Origin of the sequence: Enterococcus sp., from assembly GCF_022711995.1 — a bacterium.
GTDB lineage: Bacteria > Bacillota > Bacilli > Lactobacillales > Enterococcaceae > Enterococcus_D.
The window spans coordinates 1-21,556 of the sequence record NZ_JALAHI010000073.1 but is presented as its reverse complement, the minus strand read 5'-3'; the positions used below and the strand labels follow the sequence as shown (position 1 = coordinate 21,556).

The 21,556-nt window shown below is 44.4% G+C and carries 16 protein-coding genes; 14 read left to right on the top strand and 2 right to left on the bottom strand.

Going from position 1 to position 21,556, the window contains the following annotated elements:
- The first annotated feature begins 25 nt into the window (after positions 1-25).
- The 6 genes from menB to menC are packed head-to-tail and all read left to right on the top strand — an operon-like array spanning position 26 to position 7,268.
- Positions 26-841, top strand: a complete 816-nt coding sequence (gene menB, locus Q0A12_RS07005; protein WP_291291945.1) for a 1,4-dihydroxy-2-naphthoyl-CoA synthase — start codon at positions 26-28, stop codon at positions 839-841.
- Positions 841-2,301 carry an o-succinylbenzoate--CoA ligase gene (gene menE, locus Q0A12_RS07000; RefSeq protein ID WP_291291944.1) on the top strand — a complete coding sequence of 487 codons (1,461 nt, stop codon included), beginning with the start codon at positions 841-843 and terminating at the stop codon, positions 2,299-2,301. Before menB ends, menE begins: the two co-directional genes overlap by 1 nt.
- Positions 2,282-3,652 carry an isochorismate synthase gene (locus Q0A12_RS06995; RefSeq protein WP_291291943.1) on the top strand — a complete coding sequence of 457 codons (1,371 nt, stop codon included), beginning with the start codon at positions 2,282-2,284 and terminating at the stop codon, positions 3,650-3,652. Before menE ends, Q0A12_RS06995 begins: the two co-directional genes overlap by 20 nt.
- Positions 3,630-5,348 (top strand): 2-succinyl-5-enolpyruvyl-6-hydroxy-3-cyclohexene-1-carboxylic-acid synthase, encoded by a 1,719-nt coding sequence (menD, locus tag Q0A12_RS06990; protein WP_291291942.1) that lies wholly within the window; start codon positions 3,630-3,632, stop codon positions 5,346-5,348. The genes Q0A12_RS06995 and menD overlap by 23 nt, the downstream gene beginning before the upstream one ends.
- Entirely contained in the window at positions 5,332-6,150 is an 819-nt protein-coding gene (menH, locus tag Q0A12_RS06985) for a 2-succinyl-6-hydroxy-2,4-cyclohexadiene-1-carboxylate synthase (RefSeq protein ID WP_291291941.1), read from the top strand. The genes menD and menH overlap by 17 nt, the downstream gene beginning before the upstream one ends.
- Before the next feature lie 14 nt (positions 6,151-6,164).
- The gene (gene menC / locus Q0A12_RS06980; RefSeq protein ID WP_291291940.1) at positions 6,165-7,268 is read left to right on the top strand and encodes an o-succinylbenzoate synthase; all 1,104 of its coding nucleotides are present in this window, start codon (positions 6,165-6,167) and stop codon (positions 7,266-7,268) included.
- 102 nt (positions 7,269-7,370) lie between these two features.
- On the opposite strand, the gene Q0A12_RS06975 is transcribed toward menC, so the two are convergent.
- Positions 7,371-8,897, bottom strand: a complete 1,527-nt coding sequence (locus Q0A12_RS06975; RefSeq protein WP_291291939.1) for an AMP-binding protein — start codon at positions 8,895-8,897, stop codon at positions 7,371-7,373.
- A gap of 302 nt (positions 8,898-9,199) precedes the next feature.
- Between Q0A12_RS06975 and Q0A12_RS06970 the strand changes: the two genes are divergently transcribed.
- From Q0A12_RS06970 to Q0A12_RS06960, 3 genes are all read left to right on the top strand, one after another.
- Entirely contained in the window at positions 9,200-9,853 is a 654-nt protein-coding gene (locus tag Q0A12_RS06970) for a GntR family transcriptional regulator (protein WP_291291938.1), read from the top strand.
- A gap of 122 nt (positions 9,854-9,975) precedes the next feature.
- Positions 9,976-11,190, top strand: a complete 1,215-nt coding sequence (locus Q0A12_RS06965) for a glycine betaine/L-proline ABC transporter ATP-binding protein (RefSeq protein ID WP_291291937.1) — start codon at positions 9,976-9,978, stop codon at positions 11,188-11,190.
- The gene (locus tag Q0A12_RS06960) at positions 11,183-12,907 is read left to right on the top strand and encodes an ABC transporter permease/substrate binding protein (RefSeq protein WP_291291936.1); all 1,725 of its coding nucleotides are present in this window, start codon (positions 11,183-11,185) and stop codon (positions 12,905-12,907) included. Before Q0A12_RS06965 ends, Q0A12_RS06960 begins: the two co-directional genes overlap by 8 nt.
- A 199-nt stretch (positions 12,908-13,106) precedes the next feature.
- On the opposite strand, the gene rnhC is transcribed toward Q0A12_RS06960, so the two are convergent.
- Positions 13,107-14,042, bottom strand: coding sequence for a ribonuclease HIII (rnhC, locus tag Q0A12_RS06955; RefSeq protein WP_291291935.1), 936 nt, complete (start codon positions 14,040-14,042; stop codon positions 13,107-13,109).
- 205 nt (positions 14,043-14,247) lie between these two features.
- On the opposite strand from rnhC, the gene zapA reads away from it, so the two are divergent.
- The 5 genes from zapA (at position 14,248) to Q0A12_RS06930 (ending at position 20,486) form a co-directional block, all read left to right on the top strand.
- Positions 14,248-14,688, top strand: a complete 441-nt coding sequence (zapA, locus tag Q0A12_RS06950; protein WP_291291934.1) for a cell division protein ZapA — start codon at positions 14,248-14,250, stop codon at positions 14,686-14,688.
- A gap of 23 nt (positions 14,689-14,711) precedes the next feature.
- Positions 14,712-15,266: a CvpA family protein gene (locus Q0A12_RS06945; RefSeq protein WP_291291933.1), complete on the top strand. Its 555-nt coding sequence runs from the start codon at positions 14,712-14,714 to the stop codon at positions 15,264-15,266.
- A gap of 70 nt (positions 15,267-15,336) precedes the next feature.
- Positions 15,337-17,700 (top strand): endonuclease MutS2, encoded by a 2,364-nt coding sequence (locus Q0A12_RS06940; RefSeq protein ID WP_291291932.1) that lies wholly within the window; start codon positions 15,337-15,339, stop codon positions 17,698-17,700.
- Between the two features lie 94 nt (positions 17,701-17,794).
- On the top strand, positions 17,795-18,109 hold the full coding sequence (gene trxA, locus Q0A12_RS06935) for a thioredoxin (RefSeq protein ID WP_291291931.1): 315 nt from the start codon (positions 17,795-17,797) through the stop codon (positions 18,107-18,109).
- A 157-nt stretch (positions 18,110-18,266) separates the two neighbouring features.
- Positions 18,267-20,486 carry a L,D-transpeptidase gene (locus tag Q0A12_RS06930; protein WP_291291930.1) on the top strand — a complete coding sequence of 740 codons (2,220 nt, stop codon included), beginning with the start codon at positions 18,267-18,269 and terminating at the stop codon, positions 20,484-20,486.
- Positions 20,487-21,556 lie beyond the last annotated feature (1,070 nt).

Sequence of the window (21,556 nt, the reverse complement as noted above, 5' to 3'; positions counted from 1 at the left end):
TAAGTGATACGAGGAGGAATCTGTAATGAGAGAATGGAAAACCTTAAAAGAATACGATGAAATTTTATTTGAACAGCACGGCAAAGTGGCGAAGATCACGATCAATCGTCCAGAAGTTCACAATGCCTTTACACCAAAAACGGTGTTTGAAATGATCGATGCTTTTTCAATTAGTCGGGATGATCCGGGAATTGGTGTGATCATTTTAACAGGTGCTGGCGACAAAGCCTTTTGTTCTGGTGGGGATCAAAAAGTTCGCGGACATGGTGGCTATGTGGGAGAAGACCAAGTTCCCCGTTTGAATGTTTTGGACTTGCAACGGTTGATTCGCACATTACCAAAACCGGTCATTGCAATGGTCAAAGGCTGGTCCATCGGTGGCGGAAATGTCCTTCAATTGGTTTGTGATCTAACGATCGCAGCGGACAATGCCAAATTTGGTCAAACAGGACCGAATGTCGGCAGCTTTGACGGCGGCTACGGATCCGGTTATCTTGCGCGAACGATTGGTCATAAAAAAGCCAAAGAGGTTTGGTTTATGACGAAACAGTATACGGCAGAAGAAGCTTTAGCCATGAACTGGATCAACACTGTTGTTCCGCTTGATCAAGTGGAAGATGTAACGATGGAATGGGCAGAAACCATGCTGCAAAAAAGTCCATTGGCTTTGCGTATGATCAAAGCTTCAATGAATGCCGACACAGATGGTTTAGCCGGTATCCAACAGCTTGCTGGCGATGCGACCTTATTGTATTACACAATGGATGAAGCCAAAGAAGGCCGCGATGCGTTTAAAGAAAAACGTCAGCCTAATTTCGACCAATTTCCTAAATTCCCTTAATGAATGGCAGTTGGCTGCAAAGGCAAGCACAACTTCATCCAGAGCGACCAGCTTTTTATTGGCAAGATAAAAGCTGGTCGTTTGCTGCCTTGCAAAAAGAAGTCACCGCTTATGCTTGCTATTATGAAGCGCGTATTCCTCAAAGTATTGAGAGAGTAGCGATTTTTAGTAATAACTCGCCAGAGATGTATTTCTCGATTCTGGCTCTTTGGGAATTAGGAAAGCAAGTGCAGCTTTTGAACACTCGCTTAACTGAAAAAGAGCTTCACTATCAGTTAGCTGATGCCCAATGCTCTTGGGTGATCAGCAACCAAGGGCTGGCATTGTCCAGGATTCATGTTTTACCTTTTGGAAAGCTGAAAGGGAGTCTGACGGTTGCTGCTTCGGTTTATCAAAAGAATCAAGTGGCATCGATCATGTATACTTCCGGCACCACTGGCAACCCTAAAGGGGTGCCGCAAACTTTTGGCAATCATTGCGCCAGTGCGCAAGCCACACAGATCAACTTGGCGGTGACTGCATCGGATTGCTGGTGCTGTGTGGTTCCGTTGTACCATATTAGTGGCTTATCAATTTTATTGCGTTCCTTGGTTTTAGGGATCAGTGTTCGCTTGTATGACCGTTTTGATCCGCCACAAATTGCTGCTGATTTAGCTGCTGGTAAAGCAACAATCGTATCTTTTGTTACGAAAATGCTGACAGATCTTCTGCCATTGACTAAAGATACTGGTTATCCTGCATTGCGTTATATTCTTTTAGGTGGCGGACCGATCGCCAAATCTGTATTGAAGCAGTGTCAAGACAAGCAGTTAGCGGTTATCCAGTCCTATGGCATGACTGAAACTTGTTCGCAAGTCGTCGCTTTGCCTCCAGAGAAAGCGGAAGAAAAAATCGGCTCTGCTGGCCTACCGTTAGCTCAAGTCAATCTGCGGATTCAGCCGCAGTCGGAGGAAACCGGGTCAGTGACGAAAAACGCCGAAACATTAGGAGAGATTCAGCTTCAAGGACCGGCGATCGTTTCGCATTATTTAAATAATCGCGGGGGGGACCAATGGACCTCTGATGGCTGGTTTGCGACTGGAGATCTTGGCTTTTTGGATGCTGAAGGGTATTTGTATGTAGTATCCCGTTTGAGCGAATTGATCATCTCCGGCGGCGAAAATATTTATCCAGCCGAAGTGGAGCAGGCGTTGGTTAGCCATCCTGCCATTGATGAAGCAGCAGTTGTAGGAGAGCCAAGTGGAAAATGGGGCCAAGAGCCGGTGGCTTATCTCACCCTTCACGCGCCCCTCACAGTACAAGAAGTGACAGCTTATTTGGATTCCCAGCTTGCTCGGTATAAACAACCTCGTCGCTATTATCAAGTCAACGAGATGCCTCGGACAGCTAGCGGGAAAATAGTCAAGCGAATCTTGCTGACAGAAGAAAGAGTGAACTACATTGAACAGCAAATCAAATGAGTATCAGGCAGCATTAGCTGCTGGAAAAAAGGTTTTCAGTTATTATTACCCACTGACACCTTGCGATTTTATTCAAGTATATGCAGCGGCCCACCCATTTACCGGTGAGCGCTATTTTTGGCGGTCCCCAGATCAAACCACCTGTTTTTTGGGGATTGGCTGTGTAAAACGCTACGAGAACCCCTCTTTGACAGATTTTGAGCAGCAGCGCCGTGAATTGAAAGAACAACACTTTCAACCAGCTGAAGACGATATGTCTGCGGCATTGTTAGGTGCTTTTGCTTTTGATGAACAAAATCAACCGACAGAGTGGGGAAATTTAGGCAATGGTCTTTTTGTGTTACCAAAAATTCTTTTTAGAAAAACCAACGATTCTTACGGAGTGGTCTTGACTGCAGAAGTTGACGAGACAGCTGATGTTGCAGAGGTGCTGCAGCAGTTTGCTGATTTACAGGAACTTGTTGCACAATGGGTCACCCAAACACACCAGCCTGTGGGGGCTTGCTTACTGCAGCAAACAGAATTAGACGTCCCCCAATGGGTAAAAGCGGTGGATGAAACGGTCTCAGCGATCCGCTCATCGCAAACGGCTTTGGAGAAAGTGGTTTTAGCACGACGGATGAAAATCACTACCAAGGAGGAGATCGATTCCTTTGCGGTGTTGGCTCGACTGGCAAAGCAACAAACCAATACTTATCTCTTTGCTTTTGAAGATCAGGTTTCATTTATTGGTGCCACGCCAGAGCGCTTGTTAAAAGCGACGACTACGCATTTTGAGACAGTCAGCATTGCTGGGTCTGCCCCTCGTGGCAAAACACCAACAGAAGATCAGCAACTGGCCGATGCACTATTAACAGATCCTAAAAATACCCATGAACACCAAGTAGTGGTCAATCGTCTGGAACAGGCGTTGTCTTCCTTATTGGCGGAAGGGTTCCATTCCGAGGCGCGCTCGATCATTAAAAATCGCGACATTCAGCACTTATTTGTGCCTTTGTCTGGCAAGCGCAAACCAACTGTTGCTTTTTTAGAAGCAGTCGCCCAACTGCATCCCACTCCAGCGCTAGGTGGGGAGCCAAAAGCGGATGCATTGGCATGGATTCGTACGCATGAACCGGCAAGCCGAGGATTATATGGCGGACCGATCGGCTGGTTAGGTATTCAAGAAGACATCGGAGAATTTGCTGTAGCGATTCGTTCTGGTGTTTTTGATGGCTCAGAAGCCATCCTTTATGCAGGCTGCGGGATCGTTGCCGATTCCGTGGCAGAAGAAGAACGACAAGAGACAGCATTGAAATTCCAACCGATGGTAAGAGGAGTGATAGAAAATGAATCAACAAGTCATGACTGATTATCTGTTGGCAGCGATCCACGGATTCAAAGCTGCTGGCATAAAACGAGCGGTGATCAGTCCCGGATCGCGGTCGACACCCCTAGCATTACTCTTGCATCGGGATCCGGCAATCGATTGCTGGATCGATGTCGATGAACGTTCCGCTGCTTTTTTTGCATTGGGTATGACCAAAGTCGATTTGCAGCCGACACTTTTGCTATGTACATCCGGGACAGCTGCAGCCAACTACTATCCTGCAATTTGTGAGGCAGAAGCTACGAATCTGCCGTTGGTGGTCTTAACGGCGGACCGACCACCGGAACTGCGTGGTGTTGGTGCGCCGCAAGCGATGGATCAACAAAACCTCTATGCTTCTCATGTGAAAAAAATGGTGGAAATGACTGTGCCGGAGAATACCCCGGATATGTTGCAGTACAGTTTTTGGCAGGCAGCCACGACAACCATTGAAGCAGTAACACAACCTCGTGGCCCCGTGCATCTGAATTTTCCTTTGCGGGAACCGTTACTACCTGACTTCACGCGGACTTGTTCGATCCAACAAACTATCGCTTACCCTCGGACACAGCAATTACTGCCTGCCGCTGTTTTGACAGAACTGGCTCCTTTGTTCACAAAAAAAGGACTTCTAGTGGTGGGGGAAAGTTTGACACCTTCTGAAGCAGAAAAACTCCATGAACTTGCCGATCATCTGGGCTGGCCGCTAGTGGGGGATCCGCTGACGAATTTGGCTACTTGCGGGACAGCGTCTGCCCATTTTCTCTCGCAAGCCGATTTGATTTTTCCTCAACTAAATGTGGAGATGATCCCGGAAGTCGTGATTCGTTTTGGACGCTTGCCAGTGACAAAAAATGTCTTGCTCTGGTTGAGTAAGTTACCAGCAGGCATAGAGTGGCTTTTTGTGGATGAGTCTGGTCAATGGCAAGATCAATTGCATCGTTCCGCTTATTTGCTGCAGCTGGCAACGGAAGATTTTGTGGCACAAGTAAGCCAGTTGCCGAGCCGGCCACAGCCAGAATGGTTTCAACCATGGCAAAATCTGCAAGTCGCGGCGGAAGAAGCACTGGCGGCAACACCTTCTTTGGCGGAGTGGAATGAAGCGGCTGCTGTCCGAATTTTGCAGCAAACATTGGGAGATGAGGCTCAATTGCTCTTAGCAAATAGTAATGCTATTCGCTTTGTTGACCGCTACGGAACTGTTACAGACAATACCTACCAAGTATTTGGCAACCGAGGGGTAAATGGTATCGATGGATTAATTTCGACGGTTGCTGGGATCGCAGCTGCCAGCCAAAAACCGACCTATTTGCTGATTGGTGATCTCGCATTCTTTCACGATATGAATGGTTTGCAATTGCTGAAACATTATCAACTACCAGTCACGATCATTTTACTGAACAATAATGGTGGCGGGATTTTTTCTTTCTTATCGCAAAACACCTTGTCAGAAAGTGACTTTGTGCCGTTATTTGGCACACCATTAGATCTTGACTTTCAGCAAGCAGCCAAGCTTTATGGTGCAAAATGGCACGGGCCAGCAACATTGGCTGATTTTGCCTCTCGTATTGAGGAATCATTAACGACTCCTTGTTTTCAAATCATTGAAGTTGCAGGACAGCAAAAAGATCCTGTGATCGCTTGGCAAGCCTTGCAAGAGGCGTTTCAAGAAAGGATTTCTGATGAAAATAAAGATTAACGGGGTGGACTATTCCTATCAGTGGTATCAGCCCTATGTAGCTGAACTGCCGACTGTTGTTGCTTTACACGGATTCACAGGCACCTCAGATTCTTTTCGTCGAGCTTTTGCTACGACAGCCTTCAACGTCTTGGCCATCGATTTGTTGGGGCATGGTGGGACCGCAAGTCATGTGCATCCATTACGCTACGAGCTGCCTCAAATGGTAGCGGATCTGGCAGAAATCCTAAATCGTTTATCGATTCCTCGTTACTACCTCTATGGCTATTCGATGGGCGCCCGTACCACATTGGCTTGGAGGGTGGCTTTTCCGGAAAAAGTTGCCGGATTAATCATGGAGAGCGGTTCGCCAGGGCTAGAATCAGAATCTGCCCGTCAGCTTCGTCGCCGCAACGATCGGCGCTTAGCTTTACGTCTGCTTCAGGGGTCACTGGTGGACTTTGTTGATTATTGGCAAGAATTGCCGCTGTTTGCCAGTCAAAAACGATTGCCAAAGGAAATACAGCAACAAGTACGGCAGACACGTTTGAGCCAGCAGGCGTTTGGTTTGGCGATGAGCTTGTCCTATAGCGGGACAGGAAAACAGCCTAGCTATTGGCAAAATTTGGCAGACATTGATTGCCCATTTCTGGCTCTCACAGGAGAGTGGGACGAGAAATTTTTCCGGATTGCTCAAGAGATGCAGCAGAAACAACCAGCGTTAAAGATTATCTCGGTACCAAAAGCCGGTCATTGTGTCCATTTGGAACGTCCTGATATCGTCGCTGCTGAAGTGGATACGTGGTTGACCGCGCACGAATAATGAGGAGGAAGCAAATGAAAATCGTCAAAGCAGAAAGGATCGCTTGCCAACTTCCTTTGAAACAACCGTTTGAGACAAGCTATGGTCGCTTGACGGAAAAAGCATTTGATCTGATTTTATTAACCGACCAAGATGGAACGGTGGGAGTGGGGGAACTCGTGGCTTTTTCACAGCCGGATTATATTGAGGAGACCTTAGATTCAGCTCGAACAGTCATAAGCCGGTTTTTGTTGCCATTGCTGACAGGAGAAATTCAGCATCCCCGGGATGTCTGGTCCCTGTTTCAAACCGTTCAAGGGAATTTTATGGCCAAATCAGCAGTGGAAACAGCCATTTGGGATTTGTATGGCCGTCAAAATCATTGCAGCCTGACCTCTTTTTATCCTTCAACAAGGGACAAACTCTCGGTAGGCGTTAGTGTCGGGATCCAAGCAACAACAGAAGAGCTCGTCGCTCAAGTGGCTGATTATGTCGCGCAAGGCTATCAGCGAGTCAAAATCAAAATCAAACCGGGGATAGACTTAGAACCATTGGCAACTCTGCGCCAAGCTTTTCCTGATCTGTTGTTGATGGCCGATGCCAATGGTGCTTACGAAGATCAGCCAGAAAAAATTGTCGCATTAGACGAATTGGGGCTAGCGATGATCGAGCAACCGCTGAAAATCAGAGATCTCGTAGGGCATCGCCGTCTACAGCAACAGTTAAAAACACCACTATGTCTAGATGAAGACATTCGGACAGCCGAAGATGTCGCCGTTGTGGCGGCATTAGATAGTTGCCGGGCGATCAACTTAAAAATTCCCCGAGTAGGAGGAATCACCGAAGCACTGCGGATCGTTTCTGCCTGTCAACAGTACGGGTTAGAAGTCTGGTTAGGCGGCATGTTTGAATCGGGGGTAGGGCGAGCAATGAATCTACAATTTGCCAGTCAAGCACCCTTTCATTTTCCTGGCGATCTTTCTGCTTCCGATCGGTATTTTTACGATGACATCGTCACTGAACCAGCCATAATCGAAGCGGGATCTCTTAAAGTGCCAATAGGAGTTGGAGCTGGCTTTACGTTAGATGAAAAAAAACTAGCCGATTATTGTGTTTCCCGCCATCGTTTATTGGGCTGATTGCCTACAATCTTTTCTAATACTAATCAAAAAGCAGTACCCAAAAGGCACCTCCCATAGCGACTATGGGGGTGCCTTTTAGGTACTGTAATTATCACCAGGCTAAGCCTGTTCCTTAAATTCTTTCTCAATTTGCAAACGGCGAACTTTCATGGTTGCCGTCCGGGGAATCTTTTCAAAATCCCATAGAATAGGCTGGTTCAAACGAGGAAGGTCTTCCACCGCTTTCCACCAAGCTGCCCAGTCCATTTCACGGTTTGGTGCTAAGGCAATGATTGGTTGCGGAGAATTTTCTTTGTCACGAACGATCACGACCTCCGCTAGGAAATCCAATGTATCTAAAAGGAGATCCTCCAAGGCTAAATTGCTGTCGATGGATTCAATCAAATCCACTTGACGGTCTTTCAAAAATAAATGGCCTTCTTCATTCATGCTGCCATAATCGCCGCTATCCCACCAATCGCCATAAACGTTTTCGTTGAAACGCTGATCTTCTTTATAATAAGTCAATGCCCGTCCTTTGGAAAGGAAATGAATGTGTCCGTCGGTATTGGTAGGCAATACATTGCCAGCGGCATCTGCGATCCGCGCTTTGGTCAAATCTTCTAGGCCAACCCCCATATCACGAGCATCATTGCTTTGGATGCTTGCTAATGTATGGGCTTTAAGGATCATTGGTCCGCATTCGCTTTGACCATAGACTTGCAAGAAGATCGCATCTTGAGTGGCTGAAGTCTTTAAGAAAGCAGCCATGGTCTGATTGTTGATGGCATCGAAAGTAGAATGGTAATAACGAATTCCAGCAAAAGCTTCCGGATGCTCTTCAGCGACAAAGCGCCATTGCACAAAATTATTCGGATGAGTTTCCAGGGCAATTGGCGGATTTTCTTTCAGCATCCGCACCACATGAGGGCCGTTCGCACTAGCAAGAGGCATCATTGGGAAGCCCATGGACATCAAAGAAGAAATCCCGATATTAAAGCGAGAATGAACGGGTGAGATATGGAATGCCACCAATTTTGTCTCGGCAATTTTTGTGAAGACGGTGCGCTGCCATTTTGTCCGCCAGCCCATGGAGTTGGCAGAATGACAAATCAATTTTGGAATTCCGGTAGTACCGGAAGTATGAGTCATGTATGAAATTTGATCATGAGGCAATTCGGTTTGAGCAACAGGTTCAGCAGGTTGCAGCAAAAGGTTGCGAACAGCAATCTGTTTGTTTGAATTGCTATTTTTAACGGCGGCGACACGGCTTTCTGTCTCTTCATCAAAAAGAATATACGGATCTTCTAGCCGATCAACGAACACTTCGATGGTTGAAGCAGGAAAATGGTAAGAAATCATTGCTGGGACAGCACCTAGATAAGAAGCTGCAGTTGCTAACAAATAGGTATCAAATTTTGATGATTTGTAGATAATGATCTTGTCTCCGGCTTTGACGCCTAAATGTGCCAGTTGATAGGCTCGCTTTAAGATGACTTCGTGGCTGGACTGATAGGTGCTGCGATAACCTAATTCAGGAAAAGCAGGCAAAATTTCATCGTGAATGATTGGCACGTCTGGATAAGCTGCAGCAGCATCGCGATAGTTGCTGTAAAGATTCAATGGTTGATACGCTAAAATAGACAAAATAACACACTCCCTTAAACTGTTGATGGTACGTTGATGATTCGCTAGCGGATAAAAGGAACCTTCTAAAACTATGCCCATTTTAACATAGCACATTTTAATCGCCTAGTTGCTTTGATAAATTATTCACAAAAATTTGCTTATCTCAAGGGGGCTTTCCGCTGGTTCTTCTTCTCTTAAGAAAGACCCTGGGAACCATTCTTTTAGTAAAGGGGAAGTGGACATGCTGGTTTCCTGTAGGGTCATAGTTGTCAGCGCAGTTTTTTATTGCTATCATGAAAAAAAAGCAAAGGAAGATCCCAATGGCCAAAAAAATATCCAATAAAAAACATATTTCACTTCCAAGGTACCAGCAGATCGCTGTTGAGATCGCAGAAAGAATCGTTGAAAAACGCTACGAAGTCGGACAAAAGATCCATGCACGTTCGACTTTAGCCAGTAATTTCAATGTATCACCAGAAACAGCTCGGAAAGCGATCAATGTCTTGGTGGACTTGGGGATCATGGATGTGCGTCACGGAAGCGGTGCGTACATTGCTTCAAAAGAAAAAGCCCAATCTTTTTTGGATCAGTACAAAGATGTTCAATCGATCCAAGAGATTCGGAAAGACATTTTAGAAAGTGTTGAGCGCCAACAACAAGAGTTGGATAACTTTTCAGAACTGTTAAATGTCCTCGTGCAACAAACGAAAAAAGTGCATAATATCAGCCCCTTTTTACCTTTTGAATTATTACTGAAAGAAGATGCTCAGCACTTAGAGAAAAGTGTGCATGAGTTGAATATTTGGCAGGTAACAGGGGCAACGATCGTAGCCATCCAAACAGAACAGGAGCTGCTACTGTCACCAGGACCTTATGCCAAATTCAGTGCGGGAAACACGATTTATTTTGTCGGAAATGAACTAGCATTGCAACGCATGACAAACTTTTTTTATCCACAGACAGACGCCATTTGAAACGCATAAGTGAATGCCATCTCGTTACCTGAGGTGGAATTTTTTTTTGACAAAGTGACCACATGATGTTAGGGTAGTATGGTCACTTTCGTGAAATTTTTCAGAAAAAGGAGTCAGACTACGTGAGTAAAGTTAAGGTTGCACATTTAACAAAAATATTTGGCAAAAAGAAACAACAAGCATTTGCCATGATTCAAGAACAACGGAGTAAGAATGAGATCTTAGAAAAAACTGGCGCCACAGTTGGTGTCTATGATGTAAATTTTGAAGTCAATGCAGGCGAAATTTTCGTGATCATGGGCCTTTCTGGTAGTGGGAAGTCCACATTGATTCGTTTATTGAATCGCTTGATCGAACCATCTGGTGGGGACATTTATATTGATGGGGAAGACATTGCCAAGATGAGCAAAGAGGAACTGCGGGAAGTCCGGCGCCATAAGATCAATATGGTTTTCCAAAGCTTTGGCTTATTTCCTCATCGGACGATTCTTGAGAATACAGAATATGGACTTGAGGTGCGAGGAATTCCCAAAGAAGAACGAGTAGCCAAAGCAGAAAAAGCGTTAGCCAATTCTGGGCTGCTGTCTTTCAAGGATCAATATCCTGATCAATTGTCTGGTGGGATGCAGCAACGGGTGGGGCTAGCTCGCGCGTTAGCCAATGATCCAGAGATTCTGTTGATGGATGAAGCTTTCTCAGCATTGGATCCATTGATTCGGCGAGAAATGCAGGATGAATTGTTGGAATTGCAAGCCAATGTACAAAAAACGATCATTTTTATCACTCATGATTTGAATGAGGCGTTGCGAATCGGTGATCGGATTGCTTTGATGAAAGATGGTCAGATCATGCAGATTGGTACGGGAGAAGAAATTTTAACCAACCCTGCGAATCAGTATGTGAGGGATTTCGTCGAAGATGTCGATCGCTCGAAAGTTTTGACGGCTCAAAATATCATGGTGCCAGCGTTAACGACAACGATCGAAATCGATGGTCCGAGTGTTGCTCTGAATCGGATGCGGAAAGAGGAAGTTAGTATGTTGCTGGCGGTAGATAAAAAACGTCACTTGAAAGGGAGTTTAACGGCTGAGTCAGCTCGAGAAGCCCGGAAAAATAATCTGACTTTGAAAGAAGTCATTGATAAAAACGTGCAGAAAATTGATAAAGATATGCTGGTGACAGATATTTTTAATTTGATTTATGATTCCCCAACCCCGCTGGCTGTGGTCGAAAATGACCGTCTAATCGGTGTCGTGATTCGAGGCAGTGTGATTGAAGCACTGGCAGAAACCGATTCGCCATCCGTGCCAGAGGAAGGAGTGATCGTCAATGGGTAATTTTCTTCAACAAAGAATTCCAGTTGCGGATTGGGTAGAGAATTTCACGGACTGGCTCACCGGGACCTTTAGCGGCCTGTTTTCTGCATTGCAGTCTTTTGGCCAGTTTGTGATGGATGGAATGACCAATACATTGCTTTTTGTGCCACCATTAGTCATGATCCTGCTGCTGACAGTCGCCGCCTTTTTTGTTTCAAGTAAAAAATGGGGACTGACGGCATTTACATTTGTGGGACTGCTGTTTATTTACAACCAGGGATTGTGGACCGACTTGATGAACACTGTCACATTGGTTCTGCTCTCAAGTTTGGTGTCGATCATCATCGGTATCCCGTTAGGCATTTTAATGGCAAAAAGTGAAAAAGCCCAAAGCATCGTCACCCCGCTATTGGACTTCATGCAAACGATGCCCGGCTTTGTCTATCTGATTCCGGCCGTCGCTTTCTTCGGGATCGGCATGGTTCCAGGGGTCTTTGCCTCAGTGATCTTTGCATTGCCGCCAACGGTTCGGATGACCAACTTAGGGATCCGCCAAATTCCTCGTGAATTAGTCGAAGCTTCGGATTCATTTGGGGGAACCGGTTGGCAAAAATTGATCAAGCTAGAATTGCCCTTAGCGAAAAGCACGATTTTAGCTGGGATTAATCAAACCACGATGCTAGCTCTTTCAATGGTGGTGATTGCTTCAATGATTGGAGCCCCTGGTCTTGGACGAGGCGTTCTGTCGGCATTGCAGCGGGCGCAAGTCGGAAATGGATTTGTTAGTGGTGTTTCATTGGTGATCTTAGCCATCATTATGGATCGGTTTACCCAGAATTTGAATAAATCCGCGCATAAGAAAAATACGGTAGCCGCTAGCCGCAAACAAAAGCGCCTCTTCGGCGGCATCGCTGCTGCAGCTGTTGTTGCACTGATTGGTGCTTCTGTCGCGTTCGGTGGTGTTTCAGAAAACAAAGGAACCGTCAATCTGGCATATGTCGAATGGGACACAGAAGTGGCTTCAACACACGTGGTAGCTGAAGTATTAAAGGAAATGGGCTATGAGGTCAAAACGACGCCTTTAGACAATGCGATCATGTGGGAATCAGTTGCCAAAGGTGAAGTGGACGGCATGGTCTCTGCTTGGCTGCCTGCGACTCATCAAGCGCAATACAAACAGTACAAAGACCAAGTAGAGAATCTGGGACCGAATTTAGAAGGTGCCAAGCTGGGGCTCGCAGTTCCTAGTTACATGGCAGTGGATTCCATTGCGGATCTGTCAGATGAAGCAGGAAAAACCATTACCGGTATTGAACCCGGTGCGGGAGTGGTAGCTGCTGCGGAGAATACCGTTGCAACCTATGACAACCTTTCTGATTGGAAGGTAGCAACCTCTTCTTCCGGTGCAATGACTGTCGCGTTAGGTCAAGCCATCAAGAACAAAGAAGACATCGTGATCACCGGTTGGTCTCCTCATTGGATGTTCAAAAAATATGATTTGAAATATCTAGATGACCCCCAAGGAACGATGGGCGAAGCGGAGAGCATCCATACGATGGTCCGTCAAGGATTAGCAGACGATCTGCCAGAAGTTTATGAGGTATTGGATAAGTTCCATTGGACGCAAGCAGACATGGAAGAAGTCATGCTGGCGATCAACGAGGGAACTTCTGCAGAAGATGCTGCCAAAGACTGGGTCACCAATCATCCAGAAAAAGTAGCTGCTTGGACGAAGTAAGTTTGGCAAGCAGAGAGTAAAAAGAGTTCACGGAACTGGGACATAAGTCATCATCCAACAAGTTAAACCGAATAATATACGATTGCGATAGATTCCTACTTTTGCGACGAGGAGTCCCTGCACCGCAGGAGCAATACTAGTTACTATTCGGATAGTGTTACTTGTCGGAGACTTACGGCATAGCTCCGTGAACCTTTTTCTATTGAGGATATCCAGCAATTTTTTGTGCTTTCTCGGTGTTGGCGAAGTGTAGCTTGGCATACTTGGCTAATAAGGGAAGCCCACCTTTTTGTAAAAGCCGAGCGGCCACTTGATCGGACTTGCTGCCAGCTCCTGAAGGAAGCTGTACCCCGACTTCTTGAGAGGCTTTCTCTAGTTCGTCGAGAAAAACGGTACGACACAAGATCGATGCTGCCGCAACAGCCAAATGATATTGCTCGCCTTTCGTCGCAAAAAACAATTTTTCCGTGACTTGATTTTTTTCGGATTTCAAATAGTTGCGATAATTTTTTTCGCTGGTAAACTGATCAATCAAGATAGCATCCGGTGTCTCCGGTGCGATCTTTTGCAAGAGCAAACGTATGGCTTGATTGTGCACTGCGACTTTCATGCGAACCGTGTTGTATTTAGGTTGGATCTGATTGTATTTCGTAGGATCAACCGTTAGTAATTGATAAGGCACAAGTTTTTCGATTTTGGGGGCCATTGCCCGAATTTGGGAATCAGTCAACATTTTGGAATCTTTGACACCCAATGCCTTCAGTGCCGGCAATTGCTCTTTGCTGGCATAGACAGCACAAACCACTAAAGGACCAAAATAACTCCCGTTGCCAACCTCATCACTACCGACGACACTCAGTTGAGAAAAGCCTGCAGGCAAGGAAGATAAAGCAGCTTTACTGCTGGAAGCAGCCGAGTTTTGGGCGACGGCAGCATCACTCCAGCGGGCAGCCTCTGCTTCTGCCCGGTCTCCTTGGAACATGACTTTGCCCGAAGTATAGGCAGTGATCGTTGTTTGACCTTTTTTGGCGACAAAAACGGTATAAGGAACTTTTTTATTCAATAGCGCGTGATGATAGTCCTTCATCATTTCTGCGATAGTTTTTTGAGACACTTTGATGACAGTCGTACTCATTGTTTTCCTCCGGTTTACACTCAGGTTTTTTGAAAAGAAACTCCTCTTAGATTCTACCATAGGTAAAAATTTTGCGAAGCCTCTTTCTAAAAAAACGATTGGCATGGAAATTACATCGGAAATCACGTATAATAAGTAGGAGTTTGCGATACACGTACAGAAAGTGATAAAATAGTACAGAACAGCAATGGGAGGAATCATTCCTATGACGGAGCAAAAGAAACGTTATAAAGCAGTAATCGCCAATCAAAGCTACACGATCATTGGGCGTGAAAGTAAACAACATATGGATATGGTGACGAAATTAGTCAACGACCAATTGAGAGAAATCATGGATTTATCTTCCCAAGTAGATAAAGAACAAGCAGCGATTCTCTTAGCGGTCAATGCGATTTCTGATCAGTTAAAAAAACAAGAGCAACTATTGAGCTTGCAAAATAAAGTCGAAGATTTACGCAGTCAGGCCATCAAAGCGACCGAGTTGGAGAATCGAATCAAACGAATCGAAGCCATCGAATCGGAAGCGCGAAAAGTGTTGGATGAGACTGGTCGCGGAGATGTAGAGATACATAATCATGTGGAAGCGCAACAAATACTGAATGAACAACGTAAGCGCAAAATTCAAGAAAAAGCAGCTCATGGTTAAAAAGGGGCAGAAAGGACTCTGAAATGATCGGATTTTTGATTCTGGTTCTTTTGCTAGCGGCATTTTACGGTGGCGCACGGCGAGGGACTTCATTGCAGCTGGTCTCCGTTTTGGGATACCTTTTTTCTTTTTTTGTTGCAGTGGCCAAGTATCAGTCTCTAGCAAAGAAAATTGAATTATATGTTCCTTATATGTCTGTGACAGCAGATTCGAAGTTAGTCTTTTATGACCCTGAACTTGCTTTAGACCTAGACAAAGCCTACTATGCAGCTGTCGCTTTTATTATGATCCTTTTTGCTGGTTGGCTCGTGACGAAACTGATTTGTATTTTTGCCGATGGGTTGCGTTTCAAGCGTCTACGTTTTTTGAAAGGGTATGATTGGGTCGCAGCAGGAATTTTAAATACAGTATTGGCTTATATCAATATTTATTTCTTTTTAATGATCCTCTCGATGATTCCTTTAGCTACCATTCAAAATTTATTTGATAAGAGCAGTACGGCGCATTTTATCGTTGAAAGTTCGCCAATCATTTCTAATTACTTTTATCGTTTGTGGATCACTAATGTGATTGGTTAGTATAAGGCAGCTGGTCATTCGAACCGAGCTGCTTTTTTCTTAAGTAAAAAAATGAAAAGCAGGTGAGACTATGAATAAAAAAATCCTTGATGTGTTGGCTTTTGATCAAGTGAAGCAATTGGTAGGCCAGTATTTAGTGACCGCCCAAGGAAAAGAAGAATTAGCCAAATTAACACCGTCTGCAGATGTCCATCAAATTTCCACCTGGCTGGCAGAAACAGAGGATGCCTTAAAAGTACAACGATTACGAGGTGGGATCCCTGTTCCAAAAATTGAAAATATTCGTCCGCAAATGAAACGTATCGAAATCGGAGCGGATCTTAATGGTGTAGAATTGGCCCAAGTAGGTCGGGTTTTGGTGACAGCCAATGAATTGAAGCGTTTCTTTGATGATCTGTCTGACAGCGAGATTGAGTTTGCTCGATTGTATGAATGGGAAAAGCAGCTAGTGACGCTGCCAACCCTTAGCCGTCGTCTAAAAGAAGTGGTGGATGAAGACGGTCGATTGACAGATGATGCGTCACCAGAGCTGCGGAACATTCGCCAAAATATTCGTCGCTCTGAACGAACGATCAGAGAAACACTGGACGGTCTCCTCCGGGGCGGAAATGCCAAATATTTGAGCGATACGATCGTCACGATGCGCAATGAGCGTTATGTGATTCCAGTCAAGCAAGAATATCGCGGCGTGTTCGGCGGAGTTGTCCATGATCAGAGTTCTTCAGGACAGACGTTGTTCATTGAACCAAAACAAGTAGTGGACCAAAACAATCGCCTGCGTCAGCACCAAATTGCTGAGCGAACAGAGATTGAACGAATCTTAGCAGAACTTTCCGCAGAACTAGCACCTTATCAACGGGAAATCTTGCACAACGCCTACGTGATCGGGATGATGGACTTCATGAATGCCAAAGCACGTTTTGGGAAAGAATTGCAGGCAATCGTGCCGGCTATCAATACAGATAATCATGTCGTTTTCAAACAAGCAAGACATCCGCTGATCGATCAAGAAAAAGTCGTTCCCAATGATATTGCAATTGGTGAAGACTATCAAGCAGTCGTGATTACCGGTCCGAATACCGGTGGGAAAACAATCACATTGAAGACATTGGGATTGCTTCAGATCATGGGACAGTCAGGACTGCCAATCTTAGTCGATGAAGAGAGCCAAATGGGCATTTTCCAAGAAATTTTTGCTGATATTGGGGATGAACAATCCATCGAACAAAGTTTATCTACCTTCTCTTCTCACATGACGACGATCGTCGATGTTCTTAAAAAAGTCGACCATACCAGTTTGGTTTTATTCGATGAATTGGGAGCGGGGACCGATCCGCAAGAAGGGGCAGCGTTAGCGATTGCTATTTTGGATGAGCTTGGTGCACGGTCTGCCTATGTCATGGCGACAACCCATTATCCCGAACTGAAAGTGTATGGCTACAATCGTGCCAATACCATCAATGCTTCAATGGAGTTTGATGTCGATACCCTAAGCCCAACCTATCGCTTGCTGATCGGCGTGCCTGGTCGCAGTAACGCGTTTGAAATCTCCAAGCGTCTGGGCTTGGATACCCAGATCATTGAACAAGCCAAACAAATCATGGATGGCGAAAGTCAAGACTTGAATGAAATGATCGCCGACTTAGAAAACCGGCGCAAGATGACGGAAACAGAGTATTTGGAGATGCGCCATTATGTAGAAGAAGCAGAAAGACTGCAAAAAGAATTGAAACAAGCCTATAGTTACTTCTTTGAAGAACGCGAGGCCGAGCTAGCCAAAGCACGGAAGCAAGCGAATCAAATTGTTGAAGAAGCCAAAGAGGAATCAGAGAAAATCATTTCGGATATCCGCAAGATGCAGCTAAGCAGCGGACAGAGCCATGTCAAAGAACACGAACTGATTGCTGCCCGCTCAAAATTGTCTGATCTTCATCAAGAAGAGCATCTGCAAAAGAACAAAGTCCTGCAGAAAGCCAAAGCTGCGAAAACATTGAAGGTCGGCGATGAAGTGCTCGTTACTTCCTACGGTCAGCGGGGGATTTTGATCAAAAAGATGGGACAAACCCAATGGCAAGTACAATTAGGCATTTTGAAAATGACGCTGCCGGAATCTGATCTTCAGCCGGTAGCACCTGCCAAAGAACCTGTTCAGCGAGTCGTGCATACGGTCCGTTCAGCAGAGGCTGCCCACGTTCCAAACCAGCTGGACTTACGAGGCAAACGCTATGAAGAGGCATTGAATGAGGTGGATCAATACCTTGATGCGGCGATTCTGGCCAACTACCCGCAAGTGACGATCGTTCATGGAAAAGGAACCGGCGCATTGCGACAAGGGATTACGGAATATTTGAAAAATCATCGTAGTGTCAAAAGCTTTGAATTTGCTCCAGCAAATCAAGGTGGGAATGGAGCAACGATCGTAAAATTTAAGTAATCGTTAAGGCTTCTTACCTTTTGTAAGCAGAGGATTTCAAAAAAGCACATGAACATGCTATACTTTTTGTAGCAATTAAATGGAGGCGAACAATATGGCAACAGAAATTACAGATAAAACTTTTTCAGAAGAAACCGATAAAGGCTTAGTCCTTATTGATTTTTGGGCAACATGGTGTGGTCCATGTCGAATGCAAGCACCAATCTTGGAACAATTAGCGAATGAATATGAAGAAGACGAATTGAAAATCGTCAAAATGGATGTGGATGAAAATCCTGAAACACCTGCTTCATTTGGCATCATGTCAATCCCTACGCTATTGTTGAAAAAAGACGGTCAAGTAGTGGACAAAGCAATTGGCGTTCATACAAAAGACCAATTGAAAGAAATGATAGCAACTCACATGTAAGCAACTATAAAAGGAAACAGCGGTCTTCAGTGATCGCTGTTTTTTTTGAGTAGTTTTACGCGTGGATTTCTAGGCACAATGGTATAATACAAGTAAGAGTAAGGGGAACGTTTTCCTATTGGGAAATGGTTTAACGAAATGAAAAGGGGAGATGAAAATGAAAAAGAATAGAAGTTGGGGATATCGATTGTTCTGTGTCCTATCGTTGGTCAGCGCACCGCTCCTATCCACAAGTGTGACCCATGCTGAGATGACAGAAACAGACACTTCTTTAGTCGGCCAAACGCTTACATCAACCACTACAAGCAGTTCCACTACGGAAATGACTGTCTCATCAACTACGCCAACAACGTCTTCACAAGCGACAACATCAGAATCAACATCAGAAACAACGACCAGTTCTTCAGCAGGGACCGCAGAAAGCAGCAGCTCTTCTGAATCGACAGTTCCTTCTACAGAAGAAACAACGGATAATCCGGAAACACCAGCGATCCATGTAAAGAAACTGACGGAGTCAAAACGTTATGTCAAAATCAAAACGTTTCCAGCAAGCACCACAAAAACGCAAGAAACGGATAGCCGTACGTTATATGCAATCAATCAATTACAATTGACAGCCGCAGGGACAATCACTGATCTTGCAGGTCATGTTTATAAAAGTATCCAACGGTACCAAGACGCAACCACAAATAAAGAATATGTTGAGCTGCTAGATGATCAAAACCAAGTGATTGGTATTGTTGAAGCAGCGTCTGTTACAACAGCAAATGGATTGTTTCAAACGGAAAAAAAATACGCCACCGTGCAAAGTGCCAATTATCCGCTGTGGAAAACGCCCTTTTTTGATACTCAATTAGGCATGACAAAAGCGATCAATCAGCAAACGTTTCAAGTAAAAGAAAGCTTTAAGCAAAAAGACGGGTCGATTTTTTATGCCCTTTCTACGGATAAAAACCAATTTATCGGTTGGGTCAATGCCAAAGGCGTAGCAGAGGCCAAAACCCCTGGAGGAGTGTGGCAATCCGAATCCAAGTATGCCACGATCATCAGTGGCAACTACACATTATGGCAAAATTTTGATTGGTCAGCCAAAAAAGGAAACACTGCGGCGTTAAATGGCAAGACTGTTAAAGCCAAAGGGAAATACCGCCATATCAATGGTGCAACCTATTACTCGTTATATGATAGCAAGAATAAGTGGTTGGGCTATATCAATGCTTCCGGTGTCAAAACTACTTCAAATGCGCAAGGGGCATATCAAAATTATGGCAAGTATGTCACTCTAACAAAGAAAAATTATACGGTTTGGGGCAATTTTAACTGGTCCAGTAAAAAGAACACAACCTCTTCGTTATATGGAAAAACCTATTTGGCAAAAGGAAAATATGAACATTGGAATGGCGCAACTTACTACTCATTATATGATTCCAACAACAAATGGATCGGCTATTTAAATGCTGGGGCAGCCACCGTGGCGAAAAATCGGGGAGGCATATGGCAGAGTGAAAACAAAACGGTCCAAGTGAAAAACAAGAACTATACGTTGTGGCAAGACTTGAATTTTTCGAAAAAGAAAGCTTCCAGTGCTAGCTACATGAACAAAAATATCAAAGTCACCGGGAAATACCAACACTATAATGGCTCTACCTATTATTCGTTGTATTTGAACAATCAATGGATCGGCTATATCAACGCTACTGGGGTGAAAAATGCCCATACTATCTATTCTCAGAGTACGATTAGCCGCTATGTGGTCGTCAACAATGGCAGCGGGAACTTCTTGAATGCGGCTGATCCGAACAGCAGCAAACTAGGGAAAAAGAGCAGCTACAAGGGATATATGGCGCAAGCCACCAAATTAGCTAAAACCAGTGACGGCAATTATCTATACCTGGTTTCACCTGCAGGAAAAATTGGTTGGATCAAAGAAAGCCAAACCTATAGTGTGAATGACAAATTCTGGATGTACACTACAGGGGGCAAGTATCCTTCGTTGAATGTCAAAAAATTGAACATTGAAGTGTCCATCAGTAAACAGCGAGTGTACATTAAGTCAGGCGATAAAGTCATTTATACCATGCTTTGTTCTACAGGAACTGTTTTTACGCCAACGCCTTTAGGCAATTTTAGAATTCAGCAGGAAAAAGGTTCTGCCTTTTCTGGCGCAGCTTATTACCGTTCTTTCAAAGATCATGGGGTATATTTATTCCATACCGTTCCAACAAGTATTGCATGGTCAACCAATTCATTTAGTGCTGTAGAAGGAAGAAAACTAGGTCAGCGGGCTTCTCATGGCTGTATCCGTTTGGCCGTTCCTGATGCAAAATGGTTTTATTACAACATGCCTTACAATACTCCCGTAAAAATCGTTAAGTGATTTCTAAAAGCTGTATCAAAAGTGATTCAACAAACCGCATATCTATCAGACAGCGGAATCTTTCGTGGCAGTCACCAGTTGTTTCTCTCGTTTTCACAAAGCGATCCCGTTCTCTCAGTTAATTCAGATTTTTGTCTTTTCGACATTTAGTGCTGGCAGAGACACGTACAACTAAAAATTTCGGTAAAATCAGCTAGGCGTTTTGATTGATTCTCAGCCAAAAATGCTGAGCTATAGGGCAACGAGTGTTGTTTTGTTAAATAACCTAAAGGGGAATGCTTCGGCATTTCCTTTTTTTAGCACTAAGCCAACTTGCATCGTTTCGTTGGTTCACCTTAAAATAAAGAAAACTAAAAATTCTTTCCGGCATTGAGATATATCAGAAAGTCTTAGCACTACTGCTAAACCATCAACAATGATTATTAAAATAGGAGTGTGTCATGAAAAATAATAAAATTTTTTGCGGCATTTTTTTAGCCGTATTACTTTTGAATTGGGGACTGTCTGCTCTAAGCGATCGACCTTTCAGATGGTGTATAACGGTGGGGTTATTCGTAGGTTTTTCAGTTGTCTTTCATGTTCATTCAAGTAGAAAAAAGACGACAAATAAAGGTGATCATAGTAAGTAATGTTTTTATTGCCAGACCAAATATCTTTTTGTGAAAAATACTTAGTGTTCTCACTGAGAAAGAGTAACACTAAATATTACAGAGTCTGTTTTACAAGGTTAGCTGATTTTTTGCCTATCGTCTCACACTGATTCATTTCATGTAAAAAGTAGTATCGGGAACGTGGAAAGAAAGCATCCAAATTAAAATGAAAACAACGTATTTACTTTGTGGGCTGTCCTTTTTTGTTGGCGTAGGTATTGAACGGGTCTCTCGTTGGTGATGGGAAAAAGGCGATGGCTAAAGCAAGTTTGTCACTAACCAGTACCTCCTGAGCTACAATGAAGGGAAAAAAGTAATTGGGAGTAGGTCTGACTTTGGTACTCAAAGTTGTCTAGATTGATAACAGCGAGTAAATTCGACGAAAAATGGACGAAATTTTAGTCCAGTTAGTAATAAAGT

What these genes read in the sequence shown, in the direction of transcription:
- menC (WP_291291940.1), top strand. Translation starts at nt 6,165, where the DNA reads ATGAAAATCGTCAAAGCAGAAAGGATCGCTTGCCAACTTCCTTTGAAA.
- rnhC (WP_291291935.1), bottom strand. Translation starts at nt 14,042, where the DNA reads ATGAGTACGACTGTCATCAAAGTGTCTCAAAAAACTATCGCAGAAATG.
- Q0A12_RS06970 (WP_291291938.1), top strand. Translation starts at nt 9,200, where the DNA reads ATGGCCAAAAAAATATCCAATAAAAAACATATTTCACTTCCAAGGTAC.
- zapA (WP_291291934.1), top strand. Translation starts at nt 14,248, where the DNA reads ATGACGGAGCAAAAGAAACGTTATAAAGCAGTAATCGCCAATCAAAGC.
- menH (WP_291291941.1), top strand. Translation starts at nt 5,332, where the DNA reads ATGAAAATAAAGATTAACGGGGTGGACTATTCCTATCAGTGGTATCAG.
- menD (WP_291291942.1), top strand. Translation starts at nt 3,630, where the DNA reads ATGAATCAACAAGTCATGACTGATTATCTGTTGGCAGCGATCCACGGA.
- Q0A12_RS06960 (WP_291291936.1), top strand. Translation starts at nt 11,183, where the DNA reads ATGGGTAATTTTCTTCAACAAAGAATTCCAGTTGCGGATTGGGTAGAG.
- Q0A12_RS06930 (WP_291291930.1), top strand. Translation starts at nt 18,267, where the DNA reads ATGAAAAAGAATAGAAGTTGGGGATATCGATTGTTCTGTGTCCTATCG.
- Q0A12_RS06940 (WP_291291932.1), top strand. Translation starts at nt 15,337, where the DNA reads ATGAATAAAAAAATCCTTGATGTGTTGGCTTTTGATCAAGTGAAGCAA.
- trxA (WP_291291931.1), top strand. Translation starts at nt 17,795, where the DNA reads ATGGCAACAGAAATTACAGATAAAACTTTTTCAGAAGAAACCGATAAA.
- Q0A12_RS06945 (WP_291291933.1), top strand. Translation starts at nt 14,712, where the DNA reads ATGATCGGATTTTTGATTCTGGTTCTTTTGCTAGCGGCATTTTACGGT.
- menE (WP_291291944.1), top strand. Translation starts at nt 841, where the DNA reads ATGAATGGCAGTTGGCTGCAAAGGCAAGCACAACTTCATCCAGAGCGA.
- menB (WP_291291945.1), top strand. Translation starts at nt 26, where the DNA reads ATGAGAGAATGGAAAACCTTAAAAGAATACGATGAAATTTTATTTGAA.